Genomic DNA, 21002 nt, shown 5'->3' with positions numbered 1-21002 from the left:
GTTAGCCTCCCGTAAGTTTGTAAGCCGCGGTGGATAGGCTGACGCCGACCAACAGCACCGCAAATACGCGTTGTACCTGTGTGCCGCCGATAACCTTGGCCAAGGCCGAGCCTGCCATCGCACCAACGATGCCGCCGCCAATTAAGCTGGCCAGCAGTGGCCACGGCGCGCTGTGTTGGCTGGCGTACAGGGCAAAGCCGCTACCGGCGACCAACACGATAATGGCCAGTGATGTGGCAGCTGCTGCCATGACGTTAAGCGGTGTGAGCCAGCGCAGCAGCGGCACCACGAGAAAACCGCCGCCCACGCCGAGTAGGCCGGACAAGCTGCCAACGCCAATCCCGCTGATCAGTAAGCCTGGGTAGTGGGTGCTTGTGCGAGTGGTGTGCATGGCGCCTGCGGCGCTGCGCCAGAGTTTTTGCGCCAACCACAGCACCAGCACGCAGAAGGCGATAATCAAGGGCTGCTCGGGGAGCAAACGCCCCAGCCACTGGCCAAGGGCGGTGCCGGGTATGCCGCTGGCGGCAATGGTCAGCACAGGCCACCAGGCAATGTCGTGGCGGCGGGTGGCAACGCCGCTGAGGGCGGCGAGGCTGACAGCGCCAAGGCTAACGCCTACGGCATCGACCAAGGGTAAGTGCAGGCTGAGCAGCAAAGGCAGCGCGATCAGGCTGCCGCCGGCCCCGGTCAGCCCGAGTAGCAGGCCCAGTAAAGTGCCGATGCCTGCACCCAGCGCGAGGGTTAACGGTTCCACGGCATCCGCGCTAGTAGAAGGGCCATGGCGCAGGTGCCTGATAGGCCGGCAAAGGTGAGGCCAGCACCGACAAAGCCGGCTAATCCGTACCAATAGGGGTGCACCGTGCTGCCGAGGATAACGCCGGTCAAAATCATGCTGCCAGCAGTGATCTGGACTTGCCGTTGAAGGCTGATCACCTGACTGGCTTGTTGGTTGGCGGGTAAGCCGCAGGCAATGCAAGCCTCAGTACCGCCCTCAACGACTTGCACGCCAGGCAACAGGCTTTGCAGTTGTTCGGCGGCTTTGCGTGCGCGCATGCCGGTTTGGCAGATCAAATACAGCTCATCGCCGCTGGATAAGCCTTCCGCTTTAAGGCTGTTGGCTAAGGTTTGCGGGTTGATTTGATCAAGCGGCACGTTGCGCGCCCCTTGCACGTGCTGTTGGCGGTATTCGGCAGGGCTGCGCACATCCACCAGGAAGCGCACATTGCCGCTGCGACGAGCGGCGGCAAATTGTTGGGCGGCAATAACTTGAGTGCTCATGGGCGGCTCCTTACGTGTATTTGGTGAAGATTTTGCGTACGCGCGCCAAGGTGTCGCGGCTGTCGCTGTGTTCATCCAGCACGGCTTCTTCTAATAGACAGGCGAGCATTTCTTGATAAGCCTTATCGAGGGCTTTGCGCGCGGCGCTAAATTGCTGGGCGATGTCTTCGCAGTCTTCGCCGCGGCTGATCATGCCTTGCAGGCCGCGAATTTGGCCCTCAATGCGCGCTAGGCGCTTAAGCATGGCTTGTTGTTGGTCATTATTGGGCGTAGTCATGGGGCTGGCTCGGTAGTGGTTAAAAATACTATACCCCCTAGGGTATTTTATGCCAAGCCTTGGCCTATAACGCATCAAGCCCGCGCGGGGCGGGCTTGATGGAATAACGTGCTAATGCTTTAAGTCATGTCGCCAAGGATGCGCGCCTCGGCGGCCTCGATAGCTTCTACGCCGCCAGAGAACACCAGCGCATCGCCAGAACGCAGAATCTCATCCGGTTCTGGGGTGAGCTCTTCGTCGCCGCGGCGAATATGTTGCAGTTCGATATCGAAGTCTTGCAGCTCAAGCTCGGCCAGCGTTTTGCCGCGTGCGTAGGCACTTTTGGTCAGTACGGTGGCGTGCAGTAAGACGCGATCATGCCCGTGCGCTTCCAACAGGTTGGGCTGGTTGCCGTGGTAGAAGCCGTGCAGCAGTTTGTAGCGCTCGCCACGCACTTCATCCATCAGGTGATGAACTTGTTTTTCGCGCATGCCCAGCAGCACGAGTACGTGGGAGGCGAGCATCAGGCTGGATTCCAGCTGCTCGGGGATGACTTCGGTGGCGCCGGCTTCTTGCATCGCTTCGAGCATACTGTCGTCGCGGGTACGAATCAGCACGGGAATTTTGCTATCCAGCTCGCGCACGGCGCGCAAAATCTGCAACGAGTGCTCGCCGTTGTCTACGGCAACCACCACCATGCGGGCACGCTCAATGCCCACGGCTTTAAGCATGTCGTGACGGCGGCAGTCGCCAAAGTGCACGTGGTTGCCGCCAGCGCCGGCCTCGCGCACGCGCACGGGGTCGTCATCTAGGGCCACATAGGCAAACTCTTCGCGGCGTAAAAAACGTCCCACCGCCTGACCGACACGACCGTAGCCGCAGACGATAACGTGGTTCTCATCTTCTGCGTGCGCGGCGGCAATTTCTTCCAGTTGCGACTCTTCGCGGGCTTCGCGCTGCAAGCGGGCCATGAGTGTGGGCACGCCGCGCATCAATAGTGGGGTGAGTACCATTGAGCAGACCGTGACGCTGATGACCAAGCTGACTAGCTCTTGGTCGATCAGTTGGTGGGCAAAGGCCAAGGTGAGCAAGGCAAAACAGAATTCGCCGCCCTGAGCCAGTGCCAACGCGGTGCGCCAAGCAATGGTGAGGTTGCCGCTGCGGTATTTCACCAGCGCGAAAACGATCAGTCCCTTGATGATGACGAGGGCGAAGGTGAGCGCCAGCACGAGCGGTAGTTGTTCCCACAGCACATGAATATCGACCAGTAAGCCGACACTGACAAAAAACAAGCCGAGCAAAACGTCGCGGAAAGGGCGGATATCGGCTTCGATCTGGTGGCGATAGTGGCTTTCGCCGAGCATCATGCCGGCGATAAAGGCACCAAGGGCCATCGACAGGTGCAGCAAGTGCGTCAGCCAGGCGGCTAACAGCACGATCACCAGCGCCATCAGGACAAATAATTCGGGTTGTTTGGCTGCGGCAATTTCATGGAATAAGCGTGGCAGCACCCAACGGCTCACGGCCATCAAGCCAAAGAACAGCAGCGCTGTTTTGCCCAAGGCCAGCAGCATGTCGACATACCATGCTTGCTCGCCGTTACCACCGAGCACCGGAATCATCACCAGCAATAACACCGCGACCATGTCTTGAAACAGCAACACGCCAATCGCGCGTTGGCCGTGCGGGGTTAAGGTTTGCCCGAGGCTGGTGAGCTCTTTTAACACGATGGCTGTGGATGAGAGCGCCAAACCGGTGGCCAAGATAAACGCCGCCTCCAGCGAGATAGAGGTCAGCAACAACACACCGAACAGCACTAAAGCCGTGAACGCAAACTGCATGCTGCCAAGACCGAACACCATGCTGCGCAGTGCGAGCATGCGCGGTAGCGAGAACTCTAAACCTAGGGTGAAGAGCAGAAAGACCACGCCAAATTCGGCGAGAAAGGTTAAATCGTGACTGCCGCCGACTACGCCGATCGCGCTGGGGCCCAGCAGTACCCCGACAAATAAGTAACCAAGAATAGGGGGAAGATGAAGCCGCCGAAAAACCGCAATGAACGCCAAAGACGCCAGAAAAATGATCAGCAGGTCAGCGAACATCAAGGTCTCCTATACCGAGGGCACCGACATTGGTCGGTGTGCAAGCCTTTAAGCCTATCACGCTGGCTAGGCTAAACGGCTACTGGCCTGCAGGCTAAAGCGCTTGCAGGCCAGCACTCGCTATCGGTTAGGCCATGCTGCAGCCGCTACAGTCTTGGCCGCTGTGCGCCAAGTTACGTGGGACTTCGCGCGTCAGTAGCCCGAGCGCCAGTTGCGGCAATAAATGCTCGGGTAGGGTGATGGGTAGCCATACGCGATGGCCGTCACCGGGGGCGACGTCAATGGCTTGCCCACTCTTATTTAGCAAAGCGCTTAGCTGCCAGCGCAGTCGGCCCGTGGGGGTCATCAGTTCAAGCGTGTCGCCAAGGGCAAAGCGATTTTTCACATTCACCTGCAGGCCGCGACTGGGGTCGTAGTCAAACACTTCACCGACAAATTGGGCCAAGTCAGTCTGCGAGGCGCCGTGCTGATAGTTTTGATATTCATCGTGCACATGGCGACGTAAAAAGCCTTCGGTGTAGCCGCGATTGGCGAGCTTTTCCAGATCGTCCATCAGGCTGCGATCAAACGCTTTGCCGGCCGCCGCATCGTCGATGGCTTGGCGATACACCTGTGCCGTGCGTGCAACGTAGTAGTGGCTTTTGGTGCGGCCTTCAATTTTCAGTGAATGCACACCGGCGCGGGCGAGCCGCTCGACATGGTGGACGGCGCGTAAGTCTTTGGAGTTGAGGATGTAGGTGCCGTGTTCGTCTTCCTCGATCGGCATTAACTCGCCGGGGCGGTTTTTCTCTTCGATCACGTACAGGCTGGCGCTGCTGCGGATCTCGCCTTCGGGGCTTTCTTCACCGGGCTTGATGTCATAACCCCAGCGGCAGGCGTTGGTGCAGGTGCCTTGGTTGGGGTCGCGACGATTCATGTAGCCCGACAGCAGGCAACGACCTGAATAGGCGATGCACAGCGCACCGTGGACAAACACTTCGATTTCCATCTCAGGGCATTCAGCGCGAATGTCTTCGATTTCTTCCAGCGAGAGCTCGCGCGACAAAATCACGCGGCTAATGCCTTGCTTGCCCCAAAACTTAACTGCGGCGTAATTAACCGCGTTGGCTTGCACGGATAGATGCAGCGGCAAGTCTGGCCACGCTTCGCGCACCAGCATGGCTACGCCGGGATCTGAGACGATCAAAGCATCCGGCTTAAGCTCAGCGACGGGCGCTAAATCGCGCTGCAACGTGCGGATTTTGCTGTTGTGCGGGGCAATATTGCACGCCACATAAACCTGCTTGTTGAGGCTGCGTGCGCGCTCAAGCCCCTGAGCTAAATGCTCGATGTCGAAGTCGTTGTTGCGCACGCGCAAACTCCAGCGCGGCAAACCGCAATAGATCGCGTCCGCGCCATAGGCGAAGGCGTATTCCATGGCTTTAAGGGTGCCGGCAGGGCAAAGCAGTTCGGGGCGCACAGGTAACTCCAGTCATCACATCACGCAAAAGAGCATTATGCCGATTTTTTTTGGCCTTAAGTTTGAGTTAAGGCAATACAGGCACGCTTGGCCTCAATGAAAAGGAGGCTAGCTATGACCTTACCCGCAGCAGAGCCAAGCATTTTTACCTTGCAGCCCGTTAGTGCCGAAACACGGACCGCGACGGAGCATTTCATTCGCGACTGTTTTGCTAAGCACTATGGCGCCGATGTGCAGCAATTCATGCCGGCGCTGCTGGCTTTGAGCAGCATCAATGGCGAGGTGCAAGGGGCTTTAGGGCTGCGTCTTGCGGCGTGTGAAAGTCTGTTTTGTGAGCAGTATGTCAGCGCGCCTATAGCGCAGTTGATGGGCTTCGTGTTGGGCGAGCCACCTAAACGTGAGCTGGTCGTCGAGGTGGGCCAACTAGCCGCTTTGGATGCCGGCAGTGCAAGGGCGCTGATCATTCACGCCACCGCTTATTTGGCCGCGCAGGGTTTGCGCTATGTGGTGTTTACCGGCACGCGGCGGTTACGTAACAGCTTTGCCCGCTTAGGGCTGCGTCCGCAGTTTATTGCCCAAGCCGATGCCGAGTGTCTTGGTGCGGCTAAAGAGCAGTGGGGCGACTACTACAGCACCACGCCGCAGGTGATGTTCGGCGATATTCAACAGGGCGACCGCCAGCTGCGTGAGCGCGGCGCCTACGCCGCGTTAGGTATTCACTTGGCGTCGCCGGAGGTGCACTGTGCCTGAGCGTCTTTGGCAAACCCTCGCAGATCCAGCACGGCAGGCACTACCCGCGCTGACCTGTGATGCAACCACTTTGAGCTATGCCGAACTGAATCAGGCGGTGGCCGCGCGCGTCGAGCAGTTAAATGCCTTGGCGGTCCGCCGTTTGGGGTTGTATCGCGATAACGGCATCGACTGGGTGATAGACGACTTGGCTGCGCTTAAAGCCGGCATTGTCTGTGTGCCGATTCCGCTGTTTTTTACCCCCGCACAAGTGGCGCATCTGGCGCAAAGTGCTGGGTTAGATAGTTTTTCTGGCGCCGCTTGGCCGGGCTTTAACGAGATAGCTTCAGGCTTATGGCAAGGTGCCGCGCAAGCCGTTTCGTTGCCGCAAGGCTGCGCAAAGATCACCTTTACCTCCGGCAGTACCGGCACACCCAAAGGCGTGTGCTTAAGTGCCGCGCAATTGCTCAATGTGGCGCAGGCCTTGTACGAGGTCAGTCTGCCGGCGCAGGTCGAGCAACATCTGTGTTTGCTGCCTTTGGCCACCCTGCTGGAAAACGTCGCCGGCGTGTATGCGCCGTTGTTGGCGGGCGCGCATATCCAAGTGCCGAGATTGTCGGCACTCGGTTGGCAAGGCGGTGGCAGTCTAGAGGCGGCAGCGTTTTTATCGGCGTTGGCGCACGCCCAGCCACATAGTCTGATTCTGCTGCCGCAGCTGTTAAAACTGCTGGTGCAGGCGGCTGAACAACAGGGCTTTGCCTTGCCGCGTTTGCGCTTTGCTGCGGTCGGCGGTGCGCATGTGGCGCCGGTGCTGTTGCGACGAGCCCAAGTGCTCGGCTGGCCGGTGGTGGAAGGTTATGGATTGTCAGAAGCCGCTTCGGTGGTGTGTTTAAACCGCTTGGCCAATCCACAGCTAGGCACAGTAGGCGAGCCGTTACCGCACGTTGAAGTGCGTTTAGCCGAAGACGGCGAAGTGCTGGTGCGCGGCAACACCTTCTTGGGCTATCTAGGCGACAGCCACGCGCAAGAGCCGTGGTTAGCCACCGGCGATATCGGCCAATGGCAAGGCACTGCGCTGCAATTGATTGGCCGCAAAAAGAACCAGTTCATTACCGCCTTTGGCCGCAACGTAAACCCTGAGTGGGTCGAGGCTGCACTGCTGCAATATCCCGGCATTGTGCAGGCTTGGGTGTGTGGCGAGGCCGTGGCACAAAACCGCGCTCTGCTGGTGCTGGCCGAAGGCGTTAGCGATGCGCACGTCGTCGCTTGGCTGGCCGAAGTGAATAGCCAGCTACCGGATTACGCCCAAGTGCATGTTTGGCAACGTGCCGCGCCATTTACCGCCACCAACGGCTTGTTGACCGCCAATGGCCGTCTGCGTCGCGCCGCCCTGTTAACCCGCTTCCCCTTAGTAGACCTTGATAGCACCGCAGTAGCGGCGCAGGAGCACGCATGAGTTTTTATCAACAGCTGCAAAAAGCAACCGAAACTGAGCGCGCTTATTTGCTCGCCAGCCCAATTATTCAGCAGGCGTTGCAAGGGCAGGTGAGTGTGCCCAGTTATGTGGCGTTTTTGACCCAGGCTTATCACCACGTCAAACACACCGTGCCCTTGTTGATGGCCTGCGGTGCGCGCCTGCCTGAGCGTTTAGAGTGGCTGCGTGAAGCCGTGGCGGAGTACATCGAAGAAGAGTGCGGCCATCAAGAGTGGGTGCTCAACGACATTGCCGCTTGCGGTGCTGATGCCGAAGCAGTGCGTCATGGACAGCCAGCGTTAGCCACCGAATTGATGGTTAGCTACGTGTACGACGCCATCGCACGGCATAACCCGGTGAGCTTCTTCGGCATGGTGTTAGTGCTGGAAGGCACCAGCATTGCCTTGGCCACGCAGGTGGCGGGCATTGTGCAGGGTGAACTGGGCTTGCCGAAAAAGGCCTTCAGCTATCTGACCTCGCACGGCAGTTTGGACATCGGCCACATTGCCTTTTACGAAAAGCTGATGAACCGCTTAGACGACCCCGCCGATCAAGTGGCGGTTATCCATACCGCTAAGGTGGTGTATCGCTTATATGGCGACATGTTCCGTGGCCTGCCACTGACGGAGGCCGCATGAGCAAGCCTCTGCATACTAAGCATCCACCCACTTGGCTGGTGACCGGAGCCAGTGGTGGCATCGGCCAAGCCATTGCTGAGGCAGTGTGCGCGCAAGGCGAGCGGGTGATTGCCGTAGGGCGGCGGGCTAATGCGCTGAACGCCTTGCAGACCAAGTACCCGCAGCAAGTGACGTTATGCGTGGCGGATATTGCCAGTGCGTCGGGGCGTGCAGCCGTGATTACCGCCGCCGAAGGCGCCGAGCATTTGGCCGGCGTGGTGCATGCTGCAGGGGTAAACCAATTTGTGCGTTTGGCCGAGCAGAGCGATGCCGACATCGCTGCTCTAATCGAGGTCAATGTCATCGCTACTTTGCAGCTGGTGCGCGGTTTGCTGCCGGCGCTGCAAAAACCAGCGCACAGCCAGTTACTGCTGATCGGTTCGACGTTCGGCAGCTTGGGTTATGCCGGCTATGCCAGTTACAGCGCGAGCAAATTCGCCTTGCGCGGCTTTGCCCAAGCGCTGCGCCGCGAAATGGCTGGCTGCGGGGTGAATGTGCAGTATCTCGCACCACGGGCCACCCGCACGGCAATGAACCCGCCTGCGGTTAACGCCTTCAATCAAGCGCTGAACGTGACCATGGATAGCCCAGAGCGGGTGGCCCAAGCGGCGCTCAAGCAATTACGCAGCGGTCAGGCGCGGCAGCAGCTGGGCTGGCCGGAAAAACTTTTTGTGCTGCTCAATGCCGTGGTGCCGGGGCTTATCGATCGTGCACTGCGTAGTCAGCTAAGCACCATCGAATCCTTCGCCAGTGGGCTAGCGAGAACCGCGCAATCCAGCACTTCTCAGCCGACTACCTCTCAACCCAACCACTCGTGAGTGTCCCGATGAAAACTGTCATTGCCTTCGCTATTGCCTTGTTGAGTAGCCCCGTGTGGGCCTTGTCTGAGCAGGGCCAAACTAGCCTCGAAAACCTGCAGCAGCAGTGGGCGCATATCCGCTACGAGCTGCCGGAAAAACAACGCGAAGTGGCCTTTGCCAAGCTTGCCACTGAAGCGGTAGCCGCCGTTAAGCAAGAGCCCGCCGCCGAGCTAATGATTTGGCAAGGCATCATCTACAGCACATGGGCTGGCGCCAAAGGTGGCTTGGGCGCACTCGGCTTGGTGAAGCAGGCCAAAGCCAGCCTTGAGCAAGCTTTGCAACTCGATGACCAAGCCCTGCAAGGTTCGGCCTACACCAGCTTGGGTGCCTTGTATTACCAAGTGCCGGGGTGGCCAATTGCGTTTGGCGATGATGACAAAGCCGAAGAGTTGCTCAAGCACGCGCTAGAGATTAATCCGCAAGGCATCGACCCTAATTATTTTTATGCCGATTACCTGATTCGCCAGAAGCGCTATGCTGAGGCCCGCCAAGCACTGCAACGTGCCGAGCAAGCCGCACCCCGCGCGGGGCGTGAAGTGGCTGATCAAGGCCGACACGCCGAATTGCAGGCCCTGGCAGAGCAAATGACGGAATAAACGAGCACCAGATGCGTATCTTGTTGGTTGAAGACGATAGCGATTTGGGTGAGGGCCTCACCACTGCACTGCATAGCGCAGGTTATGTGGTGGAGTGGCTGCGTGATGGTCGCCAAGCCCAGCACAGCTTGGCGCTAGAACACTATGACTTGCTGCTGCTCGACTTAGGCCTTCCGGGCAGCGACGGTTTAAGTGTGTTGAGCGCTTTGCGCAGCACCGGCAGTAGCATGCCGGTGCTGATTATTACTGCGCGCGATGCCACCACTGACCGCATTGCCGGGCTGGATGCTGGCGCCGATGATTACCTCACCAAGCCTTTCGCCGTGGAAGAACTTAAAGCGCGTGTGCGTGCGCTACTGCGGCGCAGCTTTGGTCGCGCGCAGACCCTGATTGAGTACCGCGACCTCGCACTGGATCCGCAAGCCTTCAGCGTACATTGGCAGGGGCAAGACATCAGCCTGCCGCGTAAAGAGTTTCAGTTGCTGCAAGAGCTATTGGTGCAGCCCGGCCGCGTAATGCCCGTGACCGTCTCACCGAAGCCCTGTATGGCCGCGATGAAGACGTCGAAAGCAACGCCCTTGAGGTGCACGTGCATCACTTGCGCAAAAAGTTTTACCCCGAGCTGATCCGCACTGTGCGTGGGGTTGGCTACTTGGTGGATAAATAATGCCGCGCTCTATTCGTTGGCGCATTTTGCTCGGCGTGGTGCTGTGTGTGGGTCTGCTGAATGCTTTGCTGAGCATCAAAGGGTATGTTGATGCGCGGCACGAAACAGAAGAGTTGTTCGATGCTCGTTTGGCGCAGAGTGCCCGTTTGCTCAGTGGCTTATTGCACGAACAGCTCGATGCCAAGGCATTACGGCGCTTGCAGCAGGCCTTGCAAACGGCACCGCATGCTGCCAGCACGGATGAGGAACAAGAACCAGAAGCCTTGGTGACAGGTCATCATTACGAAACTAAGTTGGCCTTCTGGTGGTTGGATAGCCAAGGCCAGGTCCGTCTACAAAGCCATAACGCCCCCGCCGCTTTACCGTTGACGCCGGGTTATGCGGTTACGGAGAGCGCTGGCCGGCGTTGGCGCAGTTTTAGCCTAGCGACCGCTTCTGGTGGCTGGGTAGTGGTGGCCGAACGTGATGATGTCCGTGGTGAGCTGGCGCAGAAAATCGCAGCACGTAACCTACTGCCAGATGCCTTGGGTCTACCGTTGATTGCCTTGCTGGTTGGTTGGCTGGTGACGTGGGGGTTGCGGCCTTTGGCGCAACTGATTGCCGCTATAGGTCGGCGTCATCCGCAAGATTTAACCGCCTTGCCGTTGCCGCACGATGCCCCACAAGAAATTGCACCGCTAACGCAGGCTATCAACAGCTTATTGGCGCAGCTGCAAGCGCAGCGTTGCCGTGAAAGTCGCTTTATTGCGGATGCTGCGCATGAGCTGCGCACGCCATTGGCCGTCTTGGCTGTGCACGCCGAAAATGCCCAACAAGCCACCACGGTTGAGGAGCGTATGCAGTCGCTCACGGCCTTACAACGTGGCGTGGCACGCGCGACGCGCTTGGCTAGTCAGCTGCTAGCGCTGGCGCGTTTAGAAGGCGAAGCCAGCGTGGCACCGTGTGACCTGGCCAGTTTGGCGCGGCATGTAAGTGCCGAGTTGATCCCGCTGGCACTGCAGCGCGGGCAGAGCGTGAGCTTGGATTGCCCCGAGCATGTACCGCTGCAAGGTGCGCAGGAAGACTTAGAACTGCTGCTGCAAAACTTGCTCGCTAACGCTTTGAGCTACAGCCCTGAACAGGGGCAGATTGAACTGCGGCTTGCGTTACAGCCAACAGAGGTGGTGCTAACGGTGGATGACAGCGGCCCCGGTATTGCGCCTGCTCAGCGGCAGAGCATGTTTAAGCGTTTTATGCGCGGCGAGCAGGGCCAAGGTGCAGGTTTAGGCTTGGCCATAGCCCTGCGCGCGGTAGAGCGCCACGGAGGGCAGATACGCCTTACTGACAGCCCTCTGGGCGGTTTGCGCGTATGGGTGAGCTTGCCGCGCCTGTGACCGTTCGTCTTATGGCGCTAAGCCTGCGGGCAAGATGGCCGATCACCTAGTACAGACAGCTCCACTAGGTCACGCCGTCATGTTTACTTCAGCGTTTAACCCTAGCCAAACCGGTTTCAGCCCTTTTAATCCCTTTGCATTGGGGCGTTTTAATGCGCCCAGTGCCCAAGCAGCGCCCGATGTGCAGCAACTGCTGCAAGACAAGTTGGCGGATAAGCTGGCGGACAAACTCGGTTTAGATCCCAGCAAGCTCAGTGCTCCCGCCAGTGATTTCAGCCCCGACAAGGTTGCCGAGCGCATCTTGGGCTTTATTGATCAGCGCTTGCAGCAGTTTGCGGCGGCCGGTGCCGATAGCGATACCTTGCGCCAGCGTTTGGCCGAGGCTCGCCAAGGGGTTGAGGACGGCCTGAAGGCTGCCAAAGATATCCTCAAAGACACGGGCGTTTTTGCCGGCGGCGTTAAAGATAACTTCCAAGACACGGCCAAAGCCTTGCGCCAAGGATTGGATCAGTTGGATGAGCGCTATGCCGCGCCGGTTGCCAGTCCGGTTGCCAGCCCGGTTGCAGAGGGTGTGGCGGTGGCGGCGCAACAAAGCCGTGTTTCGGCCTGGTTGGAAACGTTCAGTTTGAATGTCACCACGGCACAAGGTGATAAGGTGCAAGTGCGCTTCGCCCAAGGCGGCGCGGATGCGCAAGTGAATAAGGTGGCGGCGGTTGCAGGCGAGCAGGGCAGTGCCGTCAGTGCTTACAGCGCTAGCAGCACGTTGCGCTTTGGCAGTTTTGAGGCGGTGATTGAGGGCGATATCAATGATGACGAGCTCGCCGCTTTGCAAGATCTGTTCGGCCAAGTAGAAGGCATCGCGCAGAAGTTTTATAGCGGCGACCTAGACGGTGCGTTTGATCGCGCGCTGGCGCTGAATATCGACGGCAGCCAGTTGTCGAGCATGGCGCTGCGCTTGACGCAAAGCCGTGTCACTCAGGCCACCGACAGTTACGCGGCGGTTGGTGGTGCCGGTAGTTCGGCGGTGAATGCACCGTTGGCTGATTACACGCAGTCTTTGCTCGGTGCTTTGGAGCAAGCGCAGGCCTTCAGCGATCAGCTGTTTGCGCAGCTACAAGGCTTGCTGGAAGGCGGCTTGTTGCAAGATGAGCGCTTAAGCGATGAGCAGGTCAGCAAGGCCGGACGTTTGAATGAAACACTGCTCAGTGGTTTGCTGCCGACGCTTTCAGATAGTGCTACAGAGCAAGCGGCGTAGCTCAGGCTCGATGGGTTTTAAAGGGCTAAAAAGGGCGTGCTAGACTGCACGCCCTTTTTATTGCCGAGTACATAGCATGTCGCCGTGCGTGCTCTACAGCACCGAAGATTGCCACCTGTGTGAGCTGGCCGAGGCTGAGCTGCAACCTTTGTTAGCGCAAGGCTTACAGGTTGAAGTGGTGGATATCAGTGAATCGGCCGAGTTGGTTGAGCGCTACGGTTTAAGGATTCCGGTGTTGCGCTGGCCGGCGACCGAGGCCGAGTTGGGCTGGCCGTTTACCAGCGCGCAGATTGCCCACTGGCTCAACCAGCAGTTGGGCTTTTAATTAGTCGCCGCGATATTCGCAGCCACTGGTGCAGGTTTCGTGAATACGCACGCGTGACAGCTCGGGCAGCAAGGGTTTGACTTCGTTCCAGATCCACTTGGCCAGCACTTCGCTGGTGGGGTTTTCAAGGCCGGGAATGTCATTCAGGTAGTTGTGGTCAAGGCGTTCGTAAATCGGTTTGAAGATCGCTTTGATCTCGGCAAAGTCACGAATCCAGCCAGTGTGCGGATCGACCTCACCTTCGATATAGATCGCTACTTTGAACGAGTGTCCGTGCAGGCGCCCGCATTTGTGCCCAGCGGGGACGTGGGGCAAGCGGTGGGCAGACTCAAAGGTAAATTCTTTAAACAGTTCCATGGCACGGCACAACAAACGAAATGGCCGCGCAGTATAGCGCGTGGCTGGCGCGGGCTACAGCACCGGCGATCACGCGTTGAGCAGGCGTAATAAGTAGGTGCTGATGCGCTGCTGCACTTGGCGGTCGCGCCAATAACCGATATGGCTGGCTGGCGTGTGACGCAGCAAGAGTGGCCCAACCGGTTGGGCAATGTCTTCGGCTACCACCTTGTCGTAGGCCGCGCACAGCGGTTTAAGCGGGTAGCCTAGCGGGTCAGCCGGGGCGTACCAATTCAGCCATTGCGCTTGTTGGCGCAGGGCAGGGCTGAGCTGTTGGCCGGGAAAGCGGATCGGTTGGATGGTGTCGTAAGCAAAGGTAAATAGCGGAATGTTGCAGCCCAAGGTGATCAAGCCGGCAAGGGTTTCAAGGCTTAAAAACGGGTCATTGCTGGGGCAGGCTTGATTGAGTTTGTGTTGATCCCAGATGTAGTTGGACATCACGTGTCCACCCAACGAGTGAGTGATCAGCACCAGTGGCGTGTTCGGGGCCACGCGGCTACGTAACGCGGTTAAGCCTTCGCGCACCCGTGCATGCACTTGCTGATAGCTGTTGCTGGCGCCACTGGCGACCAGTCGATAGCCCGAGGCATCGCCTAAAAAGGTGGTGATGATGTTGCGCAGCCAGCGCCAGCGTTGTGGCGCGCCGGCGCGTTCTACACGCTGCATGTAGGCCCGCTCGCGCTGATCCAACAGATCTGCCCAGTACAGGCTTTGAAAGGTTACGCGACTGGCTTGCGCGCCCAGCTGCCGGCAGATGCCATCCACCAAGGGTTTGGCGAAAGGGTGCAAGTCGGCTTTAGGGTTGTCGGCGGCTTGCATGCCAATGCCGTGAATGATGGCGACGGCGATTTCCATGGGGCGTCCTTGCGTCAAGTGGGCGGCCGCAGCCTACCTTTCGCGCGGGGTTAACGCAAAGGCTGTAAGCGCTCGGCTAAGCGACCGGTGGCGATCAACTCGAGCAGCTCATCGCCCATGCGCTGACTTGCGCGCATGGCTTGTTGCCAATAACGCTGGCGGCCGGCGTCGTCCCCGAGATAGCGGCGGAAGTCGCCACGGTCAGGCAGCTTGCCGTGTGGGAGTTGCTGCAAGTAGTGCGCCGATGGCGACAGCAGCAGTACATCTTGCAGTCTTTGCGGGCAGCCATTGCGCCACGGCAGGCTCTTATCAAACCAGCCAGGAATGATGCGGTCGGTAAAGTGCGGATACAGCACGATGCCATCGCCGGCGTAGGGCAGATCCAAGTGGTAGTCCAGCAAGCCACCATCGCGGTACATGCCTGGGCCTGCGCCGGGAATATCGCGCACGCCGTGCATGACTAAAGGAATGGAGCCCGAGGCCAGCAGTGCTGGGCGCAGGTTGGCGGCATCGAGCGCTAAGTATTCGCTGGTGAAATCACCGGGTGCGCGGGTGCTGGTCAGCGGCGGCGCTTGTCGTGGGTCATGGGCGATGACGCGGTCAAAGTGTCGCGCTAAGCGCGGGCGTGCCAAGAGGTTGTTGCCCACCACGGCGGCTAAGCCTAAGGCCACGCGGCCGCGTTGATCGTGCTGCAGGTGACCATGGGTGCGGTTGACCATGATGTTTAAGCGGTAGTGGGGGTTTTGCAGGATGAAATCCTCTTCGCCCTCGAGCAGTTCATCGAGCATCTGACTGCAGCGTTGAGTCACATCGAGCAGGCTCAGCCCTTTGGGGAAACTCATCGCGGTGTAGCGTTCGCCCAAGCGCTGAAAGGCCGCGACGGGATCACGCATGCAGGCGCTGGCCATGCGCCAAGAGCCGATCGACGCACCGACCAAAGCGCGGACTTGCGGCGCGCGCGGCAGAAACTCGCCAAACACGGCGAAATCGAGGCCTTGAATACCGAGCCCCTTTGGGCCGCCCGCGGCAGCGGGGATGATGTGTACATCACTGGCCTGCAAGCCTTGTTCGCGAATGCGCGCCAATGCCCGAGGGCCTGCACGCAGGGTCAGGCTTGGGGAATGAAGGTGCAGGGCGGCAGGCATGGTAAGTCCTTGTACTGGGCGGAGAAACGAGCGGCGATTATAAAAAACTACAGCCTCAGGCCAAGAAAAAACGAGGTATTAACGATGCGCTGAATCTTGTCCTACAGCTCACCCGTCCGGGGGATTTGGCAAGTCACGGCACAGGCGTAGCTTGGCGGCACAACAACAAAAGCGGGAGTGCCTCCATGCGTTACCTACAAAAGATGCTGGTGAGTGTTGCGTTACTCGTTATAACCCTGTCAGCGCAGGCTGCCACGGGCGTTTTCCCGAAAAGCACCTTCGACAACCTGGACTACGGCCTGTACTGGTTCGGTTTTGGTGACAGCTACCAAAGAGCCACCCCTGGGCAAAGCAATGCCTATTACAGCGCCACCAAGCCGACGATTATCTACATCCACGGTTGGCAAAATGGTGCCACCGCACGTCAGTCGCGGGAGACGTTTAATCGTCTAGATGCCGGCGGCCCAGACCTCGACTTGGCCAACAGCTGGCTGAATGCCGGTTATAACGTCGGCATTTTGTATTGGAATCAGTTTGCCGATGAAGGCGAAGTAAAAGACGCCGAAGCTAAGATTTGGACGGCAACCGGGACGCGCGCTATGCGCTGGCGCAACAGTGCTGGCGCTTACACCAATGGCCCAAGCCAGTCCGCTGGTGATCTTTTGTTTGCGAGCTACCGCGACAATTTGGCAGGTTACAGCGGCAGCAATATCCGCATCGCCGGCCATTCGCTGGGCAATCAGATGGCCATCGTGCTGACCAAGAAGATCAGCGATGCAGTGACTGCCGGCACCATGAACAGCAAGTTGCTGCCCAAGCGCGTGGCACTGCTGGACCCGTTCTACTCCAACTACGGCAAAAGCTACTTGGGCAATAAGTGGGTCGGTGAGGTGTGCCGCACTTACGTGACCGAGCTGAAAACCAAAGGCGTGATTTTTGAGGCTTATCGCAGCTCGGCGGTGACCAGCACAGTGTTTGTCGGGGATGCCAATACCAACCTGATGAAAATGACCGCTTACACCGAGTTGAAGCCGCAGTACTTCGGTACCACGCAACAAACTGAAAAGCACAATGCCGCCATGTGGCATTACTTGTGGTCTTACAGCTTTAATGCGCCTGCGATCACAGGCAGCACCTTGCTTGGCATGTCGGCGAAAACCACCGATACGCGCACCAAGGACGTGATGAACGGCACAAAGAAACTGGTGCATAACTTAGGCGTGAACAGCAAAGAGCCGTCAGACGACACCTTCACCCTACAAAACCGTTAATCACGGGCTGTTATTCGACTAAAACCGGCGCTTTGGCGTCGGTTTTTTATTGTCCGTTCAATGGGTTAGCTGTTTCTGGGTTTTGTCGAACAATTCACCCATCCGGGGGATTTGGGCGCTGCGGGTCGCAGGTTAGTGTGGTCACACAATAACAACAGGAGTGCCCCCATGCGTTATCTACAACAACTGCTGGTGAGCGTGACCTTATTCGCCTTGGCGTTAGCTGCACAAGCTGCCACGGGTGTGTTTCCGAAAAGTACTTTCGATAATCTGGACTACGGCCTGTACTGGTTTGGCTATGGCGACAGCTACCAGAAAGCGGTGCCGGGACAAAGTAACGCGTATTACAACAGCACTAAGCCCACGATCATTTATGTGCATGGCTGGCAAAACGGCACCACGGCTAAGCAATCGCGTGAAACCTTCAATCGCAAAGATGCCGGCGGCCCAGACCTGGATTTGGCCAATAGCTGGCTGATGAGCGGCTACAACGTCGGCATTCTGTATTGGAATCAGTTTGCCGATGAAGGCGAAGTGAAAGACGCCGAAGCCAAGATTTGGACCGCCACCGGCCCGCGCGCCATGCGCTGGCGTAACAGTGCGGGTAGCTACAGCAATGGCCCGAGCAAGTCGGTGGGTGATCTGCTGTTTGATAGCTACAAAGCCAACTTGGCCGGTTACAACGGCAGCAACATTCGTATCGCTGGCCATTCGTTGGGCAACCAGATGGCCATTGTGCTGAGCAAAAAGATCAGCGATGCCGTTAACGCAGGTACCGTGAGCAGCAAGCTGCTGCCTAAGCGGGTGGCGCTGCTCGACCCGTTCTACTCTAACTACGGCAAAAGTTACTTGGGCAATAAGTGGGTCGGTGAGGTGTGCCGCACTTACGTGACGGAGCTCAAAAGCAAGGGTGTGATTTTTGAGGCGTACCGCACCTCATCGGTGACCAGCACCGTGTTCGTTGGTGATGCCAATACCAACTTGATGAAAATGACCGCCTTCACTGAGCTTAAGCCGTGGTATTTCCAAGCATGGCAGCAGACGGAAAAACACAATTCGGCGGTGTGGCACTACTTGTGGTCGCACAGCTATAACGAGCCAGCTATCACGGGCAGCACGCTTAAAGGTGCTTCTGCGGCAACCAGCGATAGCCGCATAAAAGACTTAATGAATGGCACCAAGAAGTTAGTGCACGACTTGGGGGCTTATTCGAAGGAGCCGTCTGACGACACTTTCAAGCTGCAAAATCGTTAATTGATCACCCGATTGTCACCTAAGCGTCACGCAGAGGGCGCACGTTAGAACAGCAATACCCCCCCGGTTTGCCGGCGCTCTGCGCCGGCTTTTTCTTTTCTGGGTTAGTTTTATTCTCAGGCGTGGGCTTTGCTGCGTTGCAGGCGACGCCATGCGTGCAGACGCTGGTTAAGCTCAGCCAAGGTGGTAATGCCTTGCTGTTGGGCTTTTTTCAGCACGATCAGCGCCAGCTCAGCGCTGACTTGCGCATCGGCTGCGGCGCTGTGGCGGGCGAGTACCTGCAAGCCAAAATGTTCGACCCAATCATCAAGCCCGCCGCGACCGATGTCGGCGTCGGGGAATAACATGGGTGCCAGCTCCGCCAAGTCGAGAAAGACATGGCGTAGGGTGATTTGCAGTTGATTTCGCAGGGCGCGCGCCAGCATGCGTTGGTCAAACGGCGCATGAAAGGCCAAAAACACGCATTCGCCAGACCACTCCATAAAGCTCAGCAACGCTTGCGGCGGCGGGGTGCCACGAGCCGCGGCGCTGGGGGCAATGCCGTGAATCAGCACGCTGGGGTTGAGTACGTTGTGCTCGCGTTTAAGGTTGACCTCAAATTGCTGGCTCATGTCGATGTGGCCGTGTTCGACCACCACCGCGCCGATCGATAGCACTTTGTCGCGCTGGGTGTTGAGGCCCGTGGTTTCTTGGTCCATCACCACAAAACGTTGCAGCGTGAGACGCTGGTCGCCGAGGCCAACGGCGGCGGGCAGTAGACGCAAGCGCTCTAGCTCGTGGGGGGTGAGTGTGCTTTGTGCTTGGTTAAACCAGCGCTGCCAGATGCTCATGATGTGCCCCTCATGGCGTGCTCCTCATAGCTTGTAGCGCAAGGCAACGGAGGCTTGCAGGCGCTGCGCTTGGCGAAACGATTCGCGCAGAATGCGCCGGTCCAGCGGATTGAGTGCATCAGGGTCGATACGGTTGCTCAGTGGCCGGCCGTCGCGGCTTTGTTGTTGATGCAGTTGCAAGCGCGTGAGCTGAATAAAGTTGTAGGACTCCTCGTAAGCGCCGGCGTCTTTGCTATCGACCACGCCGCGCTCAACCAAGGCTTGAAAGCGCGCCAAGGTTGAGCTGTTGGCGACGTCATGGCTTAAGGCCAACAAGCGCGCAGCGTCGACGAAAGGGGTCAGGCCTTGCACTTTTAAGTCGAGGGTATGCCGCTCGGCGCCGCGCTTGGCCACGACAAAGTCGCGGAATAGCCCCAGCGGTGGGCGTTGACGCAAGGCGTTTTCTGCCAGCATGCGTTGAAACAAGGTATTGGCTTTAACGTGTGCGAGCAAAAACTGTTGCAACCGCATCACCCCATCGGTGGGGCCGTAGACGCTGCGCAGGTCGAAATAAATGCTCGCGCCCAGAAGGTTTTCAGGGGTGGCGCTGCTGATTTGTCGGGCAAAGCGCTGTTGCCATTGCTGCTCGCTCAGGCACAGCTCAGGGTTGCTGGCCATGATGTTGCCCTTGCACAGGGTAAAGCCGAGTGTGTCGAGGTCTTGGTTGATGCGCTGCGCCAGTGGTAAGAGACGTTCGCGTAGCGCTGGGGCCTCAGCTGGCGTGGCGCATTGAAACAAAATGCCATTGTCTTGGTCGGTGTGCAGGGTTTGCTCGCAGCGCCCTTCGCTACCGAACACCAGCCAAGTAAAACGCACGTCAGGGGCGCCCAAGTCGGCCATGGCCAGTTCGATGGTGCGCGCCACGCTGTGATCATTCAGTTGGGTAATGATGTGGGTGACCTGCACCGAAGAGGCCCCGTGCGCCAGCATGCTGCTGACCAAGCGCTGGATATCATCTCGCAACAGTTGTAGCGCCTGTAGCGATTTGGCGTGGCGAATCGCACGGGCTAAATGCACCAGATCAACCCGTTGTAGCGAGAACAAATCGCGCTCAGACAACACGCCCACCAAACGCTGCCCTTCGACCACCGCAATGTGGGCGATGTGGCGCTCGGTCATGGCCATTGCTGCGTCAAAGGCACTGGCGTTACTGGGCAGGGCAAAGGGCGCTGGGGTCATCAAGGCGTTGATCGGTTGCTCAAAATCGGTCACGCCATCGGCCACCACCCGGCGTAAATCGCGCAAGGTAAAAATGCCCAGCGGACGTTGTTCGTTGTCGGTGATCAGCATGCTGCCCACGTGCTGCTCGTGCATGGATTTCACCGCGGCTTGAAGCGATGTGTGGGGAGAGCAGGTCACCGGGCTGCGCGCCATCAAGTCGGCCAAGGAGGTGTCCAGCGAATAACTGCCGCCTAAGTGCTCGACGGCGGTGAGCTGGGCCTGTTGATTGACTTGGTCGAGCAGGCTGCTGACCCCGCGCAGGGCGAAGTCGCGAAAGACATTGCATTCAGCAAATAATTTAACAAACGCGGCTTTGGGCAGTTGCAGGCAAAAGGTGTCTTGCGCGGCAAGGTGTTGGGTGCGCGTCGCGCGCTCGCCGAGCAGCGCGGCTAAGGGGAAGCATTCGCCGCTACTGATCTCAAAGGTGCTGTCGGCGTTTTCGCTGGCCACCTGCCGCTCGCCGCGCACAAGGCCCTGCTTGACGATATAGAAGTGCGCCACAGCGCCATCTTCTGGCTTAAGAATGCATTCGCCTTGGCTATAAAAGCGCAGCACGCAACGTTCGACCAAATAGCTCAGGCTGTGGTCTTGCATGTGCGCAAAGGGCGGGTATTTGCGCAGAAAGTCCATGGTGCCTTGGATGTTCTGCAGCACCGCCGTGCGGCCGGCTTCGGCAAAAGCGTGTTCGCGAGTCATAAGCAACCTTGATCGGGTTTTCTTGGGTATCGCCCCTGTGGCCGCTGATGGCTATTCGACCTTGGTCTTACGGAGCCTGAAACGGCTGTAGCCCCGTTAGGCTGAAAGCCGCTGACAAGATGCTGCGTGTCGACAATTGGTCGTAGATCGGCGTTTTTATGCCGCTGGATGTCAGTATTAATGGAGTGATTGTCAACAAAAGTGCCGCATCGCAACCGCGATGAGGCCACGCCAAGTGAGGGAA

Annotated in this window: 20 protein-coding genes and 1 pseudogene; 11 read left to right on the top strand and 10 right to left on the bottom strand. The window is 58.4% G+C overall.

What is annotated here, in order from left to right:
• Nucleotide 1: 1 nt before the first annotated feature.
• The 5 genes from MKI83_RS16510 to trhP form a co-directional block, all read right to left on the bottom strand.
• Nucleotides 2–754: a sulfite exporter TauE/SafE family protein gene (locus tag MKI83_RS16510; RefSeq protein ID WP_241588397.1), complete on the bottom strand. Its 753-nt coding sequence runs from the start codon at nucleotides 752–754 to the stop codon at nucleotides 2–4.
• Nucleotides 742–1278, bottom strand: coding sequence for a rhodanese-like domain-containing protein (locus tag MKI83_RS16505; RefSeq protein WP_241588395.1), 537 nt, complete (start codon nucleotides 1276–1278; stop codon nucleotides 742–744). The genes MKI83_RS16510 and MKI83_RS16505 overlap by 13 nt, the downstream gene beginning before the upstream one ends.
• Nucleotides 1279–1288: 10 nt before the next feature.
• Complete coding sequence (locus MKI83_RS16500; protein ID WP_241588393.1) at nucleotides 1289–1555, bottom strand: metal-sensing transcriptional repressor; 267 nt, start codon at nucleotides 1553–1555, stop codon at nucleotides 1289–1291.
• Nucleotides 1556–1674: 119 nt separating this feature from the next.
• On the bottom strand, nucleotides 1675–3636 hold the full coding sequence (locus MKI83_RS16495; protein WP_241588392.1) for a monovalent cation:proton antiporter family protein: 1962 nt from the start codon (nucleotides 3634–3636) through the stop codon (nucleotides 1675–1677).
• Nucleotides 3637–3763: 127 nt separating this feature from the next.
• The gene (trhP, locus tag MKI83_RS16490; protein WP_241588427.1) at nucleotides 3764–5053 is read right to left on the bottom strand and encodes a prephenate-dependent tRNA uridine(34) hydroxylase TrhP; all 1290 of its coding nucleotides are present in this window, start codon (nucleotides 5051–5053) and stop codon (nucleotides 3764–3766) included.
• A 156-nt stretch (nucleotides 5054–5209) separates the two neighbouring features.
• Between trhP and MKI83_RS16485 the strand changes: the two genes are divergently transcribed.
• The 9 genes and pseudogenes from MKI83_RS16485 to MKI83_RS16445 all read left to right on the top strand — a co-directional run bounded on the left by MKI83_RS16485 (nucleotide 5210) and on the right by MKI83_RS16445 (nucleotide 13051).
• Entirely contained in the window at nucleotides 5210–5845 is a 636-nt protein-coding gene (locus MKI83_RS16485; RefSeq protein ID WP_241588390.1) for a thermostable hemolysin, read from the top strand.
• Nucleotides 5838–7280 (top strand): AMP-binding protein, encoded by a 1443-nt coding sequence (locus MKI83_RS16480; RefSeq protein WP_241588388.1) that lies wholly within the window; start codon nucleotides 5838–5840, stop codon nucleotides 7278–7280. Before MKI83_RS16485 ends, MKI83_RS16480 begins: the two co-directional genes overlap by 8 nt.
• Complete coding sequence (locus MKI83_RS16475) at nucleotides 7277–7936, top strand: iron-containing redox enzyme family protein (RefSeq protein ID WP_241588386.1); 660 nt, start codon at nucleotides 7277–7279, stop codon at nucleotides 7934–7936. Before MKI83_RS16480 ends, MKI83_RS16475 begins: the two co-directional genes overlap by 4 nt.
• A complete protein-coding gene (locus tag MKI83_RS16470; RefSeq protein ID WP_241588384.1) occupies nucleotides 7933–8793 on the top strand; it encodes an SDR family oxidoreductase in 861 nt (286 codons plus the stop codon). Before MKI83_RS16475 ends, MKI83_RS16470 begins: the two co-directional genes overlap by 4 nt.
• Before the next feature lie 8 nt (nucleotides 8794–8801).
• Entirely contained in the window at nucleotides 8802–9431 is a 630-nt protein-coding gene (locus tag MKI83_RS16465) for a tetratricopeptide repeat protein (RefSeq protein WP_241588382.1), read from the top strand.
• A gap of 11 nt (nucleotides 9432–9442) precedes the next feature.
• Nucleotides 9443–10098: pseudogene (locus tag MKI83_RS16460) on the top strand (response regulator).
• A complete protein-coding gene (locus tag MKI83_RS16455) occupies nucleotides 10098–11471 on the top strand; it encodes an ATP-binding protein (protein ID WP_245399812.1) in 1374 nt (457 codons plus the stop codon). Before MKI83_RS16460 ends, MKI83_RS16455 begins: the two are co-directional and overlap by 1 nt.
• 79 nt (nucleotides 11472–11550) lie before the next feature.
• Entirely contained in the window at nucleotides 11551–12726 is a 1176-nt protein-coding gene (locus MKI83_RS16450; RefSeq protein WP_241588381.1) for a DUF5610 domain-containing protein, read from the top strand.
• A 76-nt stretch (nucleotides 12727–12802) separates the two neighbouring features.
• Nucleotides 12803–13051: a glutaredoxin family protein gene (locus MKI83_RS16445; protein ID WP_241588379.1), complete on the top strand. Its 249-nt coding sequence runs from the start codon at nucleotides 12803–12805 to the stop codon at nucleotides 13049–13051.
• On the opposite strand, the gene queD is transcribed toward MKI83_RS16445, so the two are convergent.
• From queD to MKI83_RS16430, 3 genes are all read right to left on the bottom strand, one after another.
• The gene (queD, locus tag MKI83_RS16440) at nucleotides 13052–13408 is read right to left on the bottom strand and encodes a 6-carboxytetrahydropterin synthase QueD (RefSeq protein WP_241588377.1); all 357 of its coding nucleotides are present in this window, start codon (nucleotides 13406–13408) and stop codon (nucleotides 13052–13054) included. It abuts the gene before it with no gap.
• Between the two features lie 69 nt (nucleotides 13409–13477).
• On the bottom strand, nucleotides 13478–14302 hold the full coding sequence (locus MKI83_RS16435; protein WP_241588375.1) for a hypothetical protein: 825 nt from the start codon (nucleotides 14300–14302) through the stop codon (nucleotides 13478–13480).
• 50 nt (nucleotides 14303–14352) lie between these two features.
• Nucleotides 14353–15447, bottom strand: a complete 1095-nt coding sequence (locus MKI83_RS16430; RefSeq protein WP_241588373.1) for a patatin-like phospholipase domain-containing protein — start codon at nucleotides 15445–15447, stop codon at nucleotides 14353–14355.
• A 185-nt stretch (nucleotides 15448–15632) separates the two neighbouring features.
• On the opposite strand from MKI83_RS16430, the gene MKI83_RS16425 reads away from it, so the two are divergent.
• Both MKI83_RS16425 and MKI83_RS16420 read left to right on the top strand, forming a co-directional pair.
• A complete protein-coding gene (locus MKI83_RS16425; protein WP_241588371.1) occupies nucleotides 15633–16718 on the top strand; it encodes a hypothetical protein in 1086 nt (361 codons plus the stop codon).
• Nucleotides 16719–16886: 168 nt separating this feature from the next.
• A complete protein-coding gene (locus MKI83_RS16420) occupies nucleotides 16887–17972 on the top strand; it encodes a hypothetical protein (RefSeq protein ID WP_241588369.1) in 1086 nt (361 codons plus the stop codon).
• A gap of 116 nt (nucleotides 17973–18088) precedes the next feature.
• On the opposite strand, the gene MKI83_RS16415 is transcribed toward MKI83_RS16420, so the two are convergent.
• Together MKI83_RS16415 and MKI83_RS16410 are read right to left on the bottom strand one after the other, a co-directional pair.
• A complete protein-coding gene (locus tag MKI83_RS16415; protein WP_241588367.1) occupies nucleotides 18089–18802 on the bottom strand; it encodes a 3'-5' exonuclease in 714 nt (237 codons plus the stop codon).
• Between the two features lie 24 nt (nucleotides 18803–18826).
• Complete coding sequence (locus tag MKI83_RS16410) at nucleotides 18827–20758, bottom strand: DUF294 nucleotidyltransferase-like domain-containing protein (protein WP_241588366.1); 1932 nt, start codon at nucleotides 20756–20758, stop codon at nucleotides 18827–18829.
• Between the last annotated feature and the right edge of the window lie 244 nt (nucleotides 20759–21002).

It is taken from the genome of Atopomonas sediminilitoris, from assembly GCF_022601735.1.
Lineage (GTDB): Bacteria > Pseudomonadota > Gammaproteobacteria > Pseudomonadales > Pseudomonadaceae > Atopomonas > Atopomonas sediminilitoris.
Note: the sequence above shows the minus strand (reverse complement) of the source record. Positions and strands in the feature narration are given on the sequence as shown.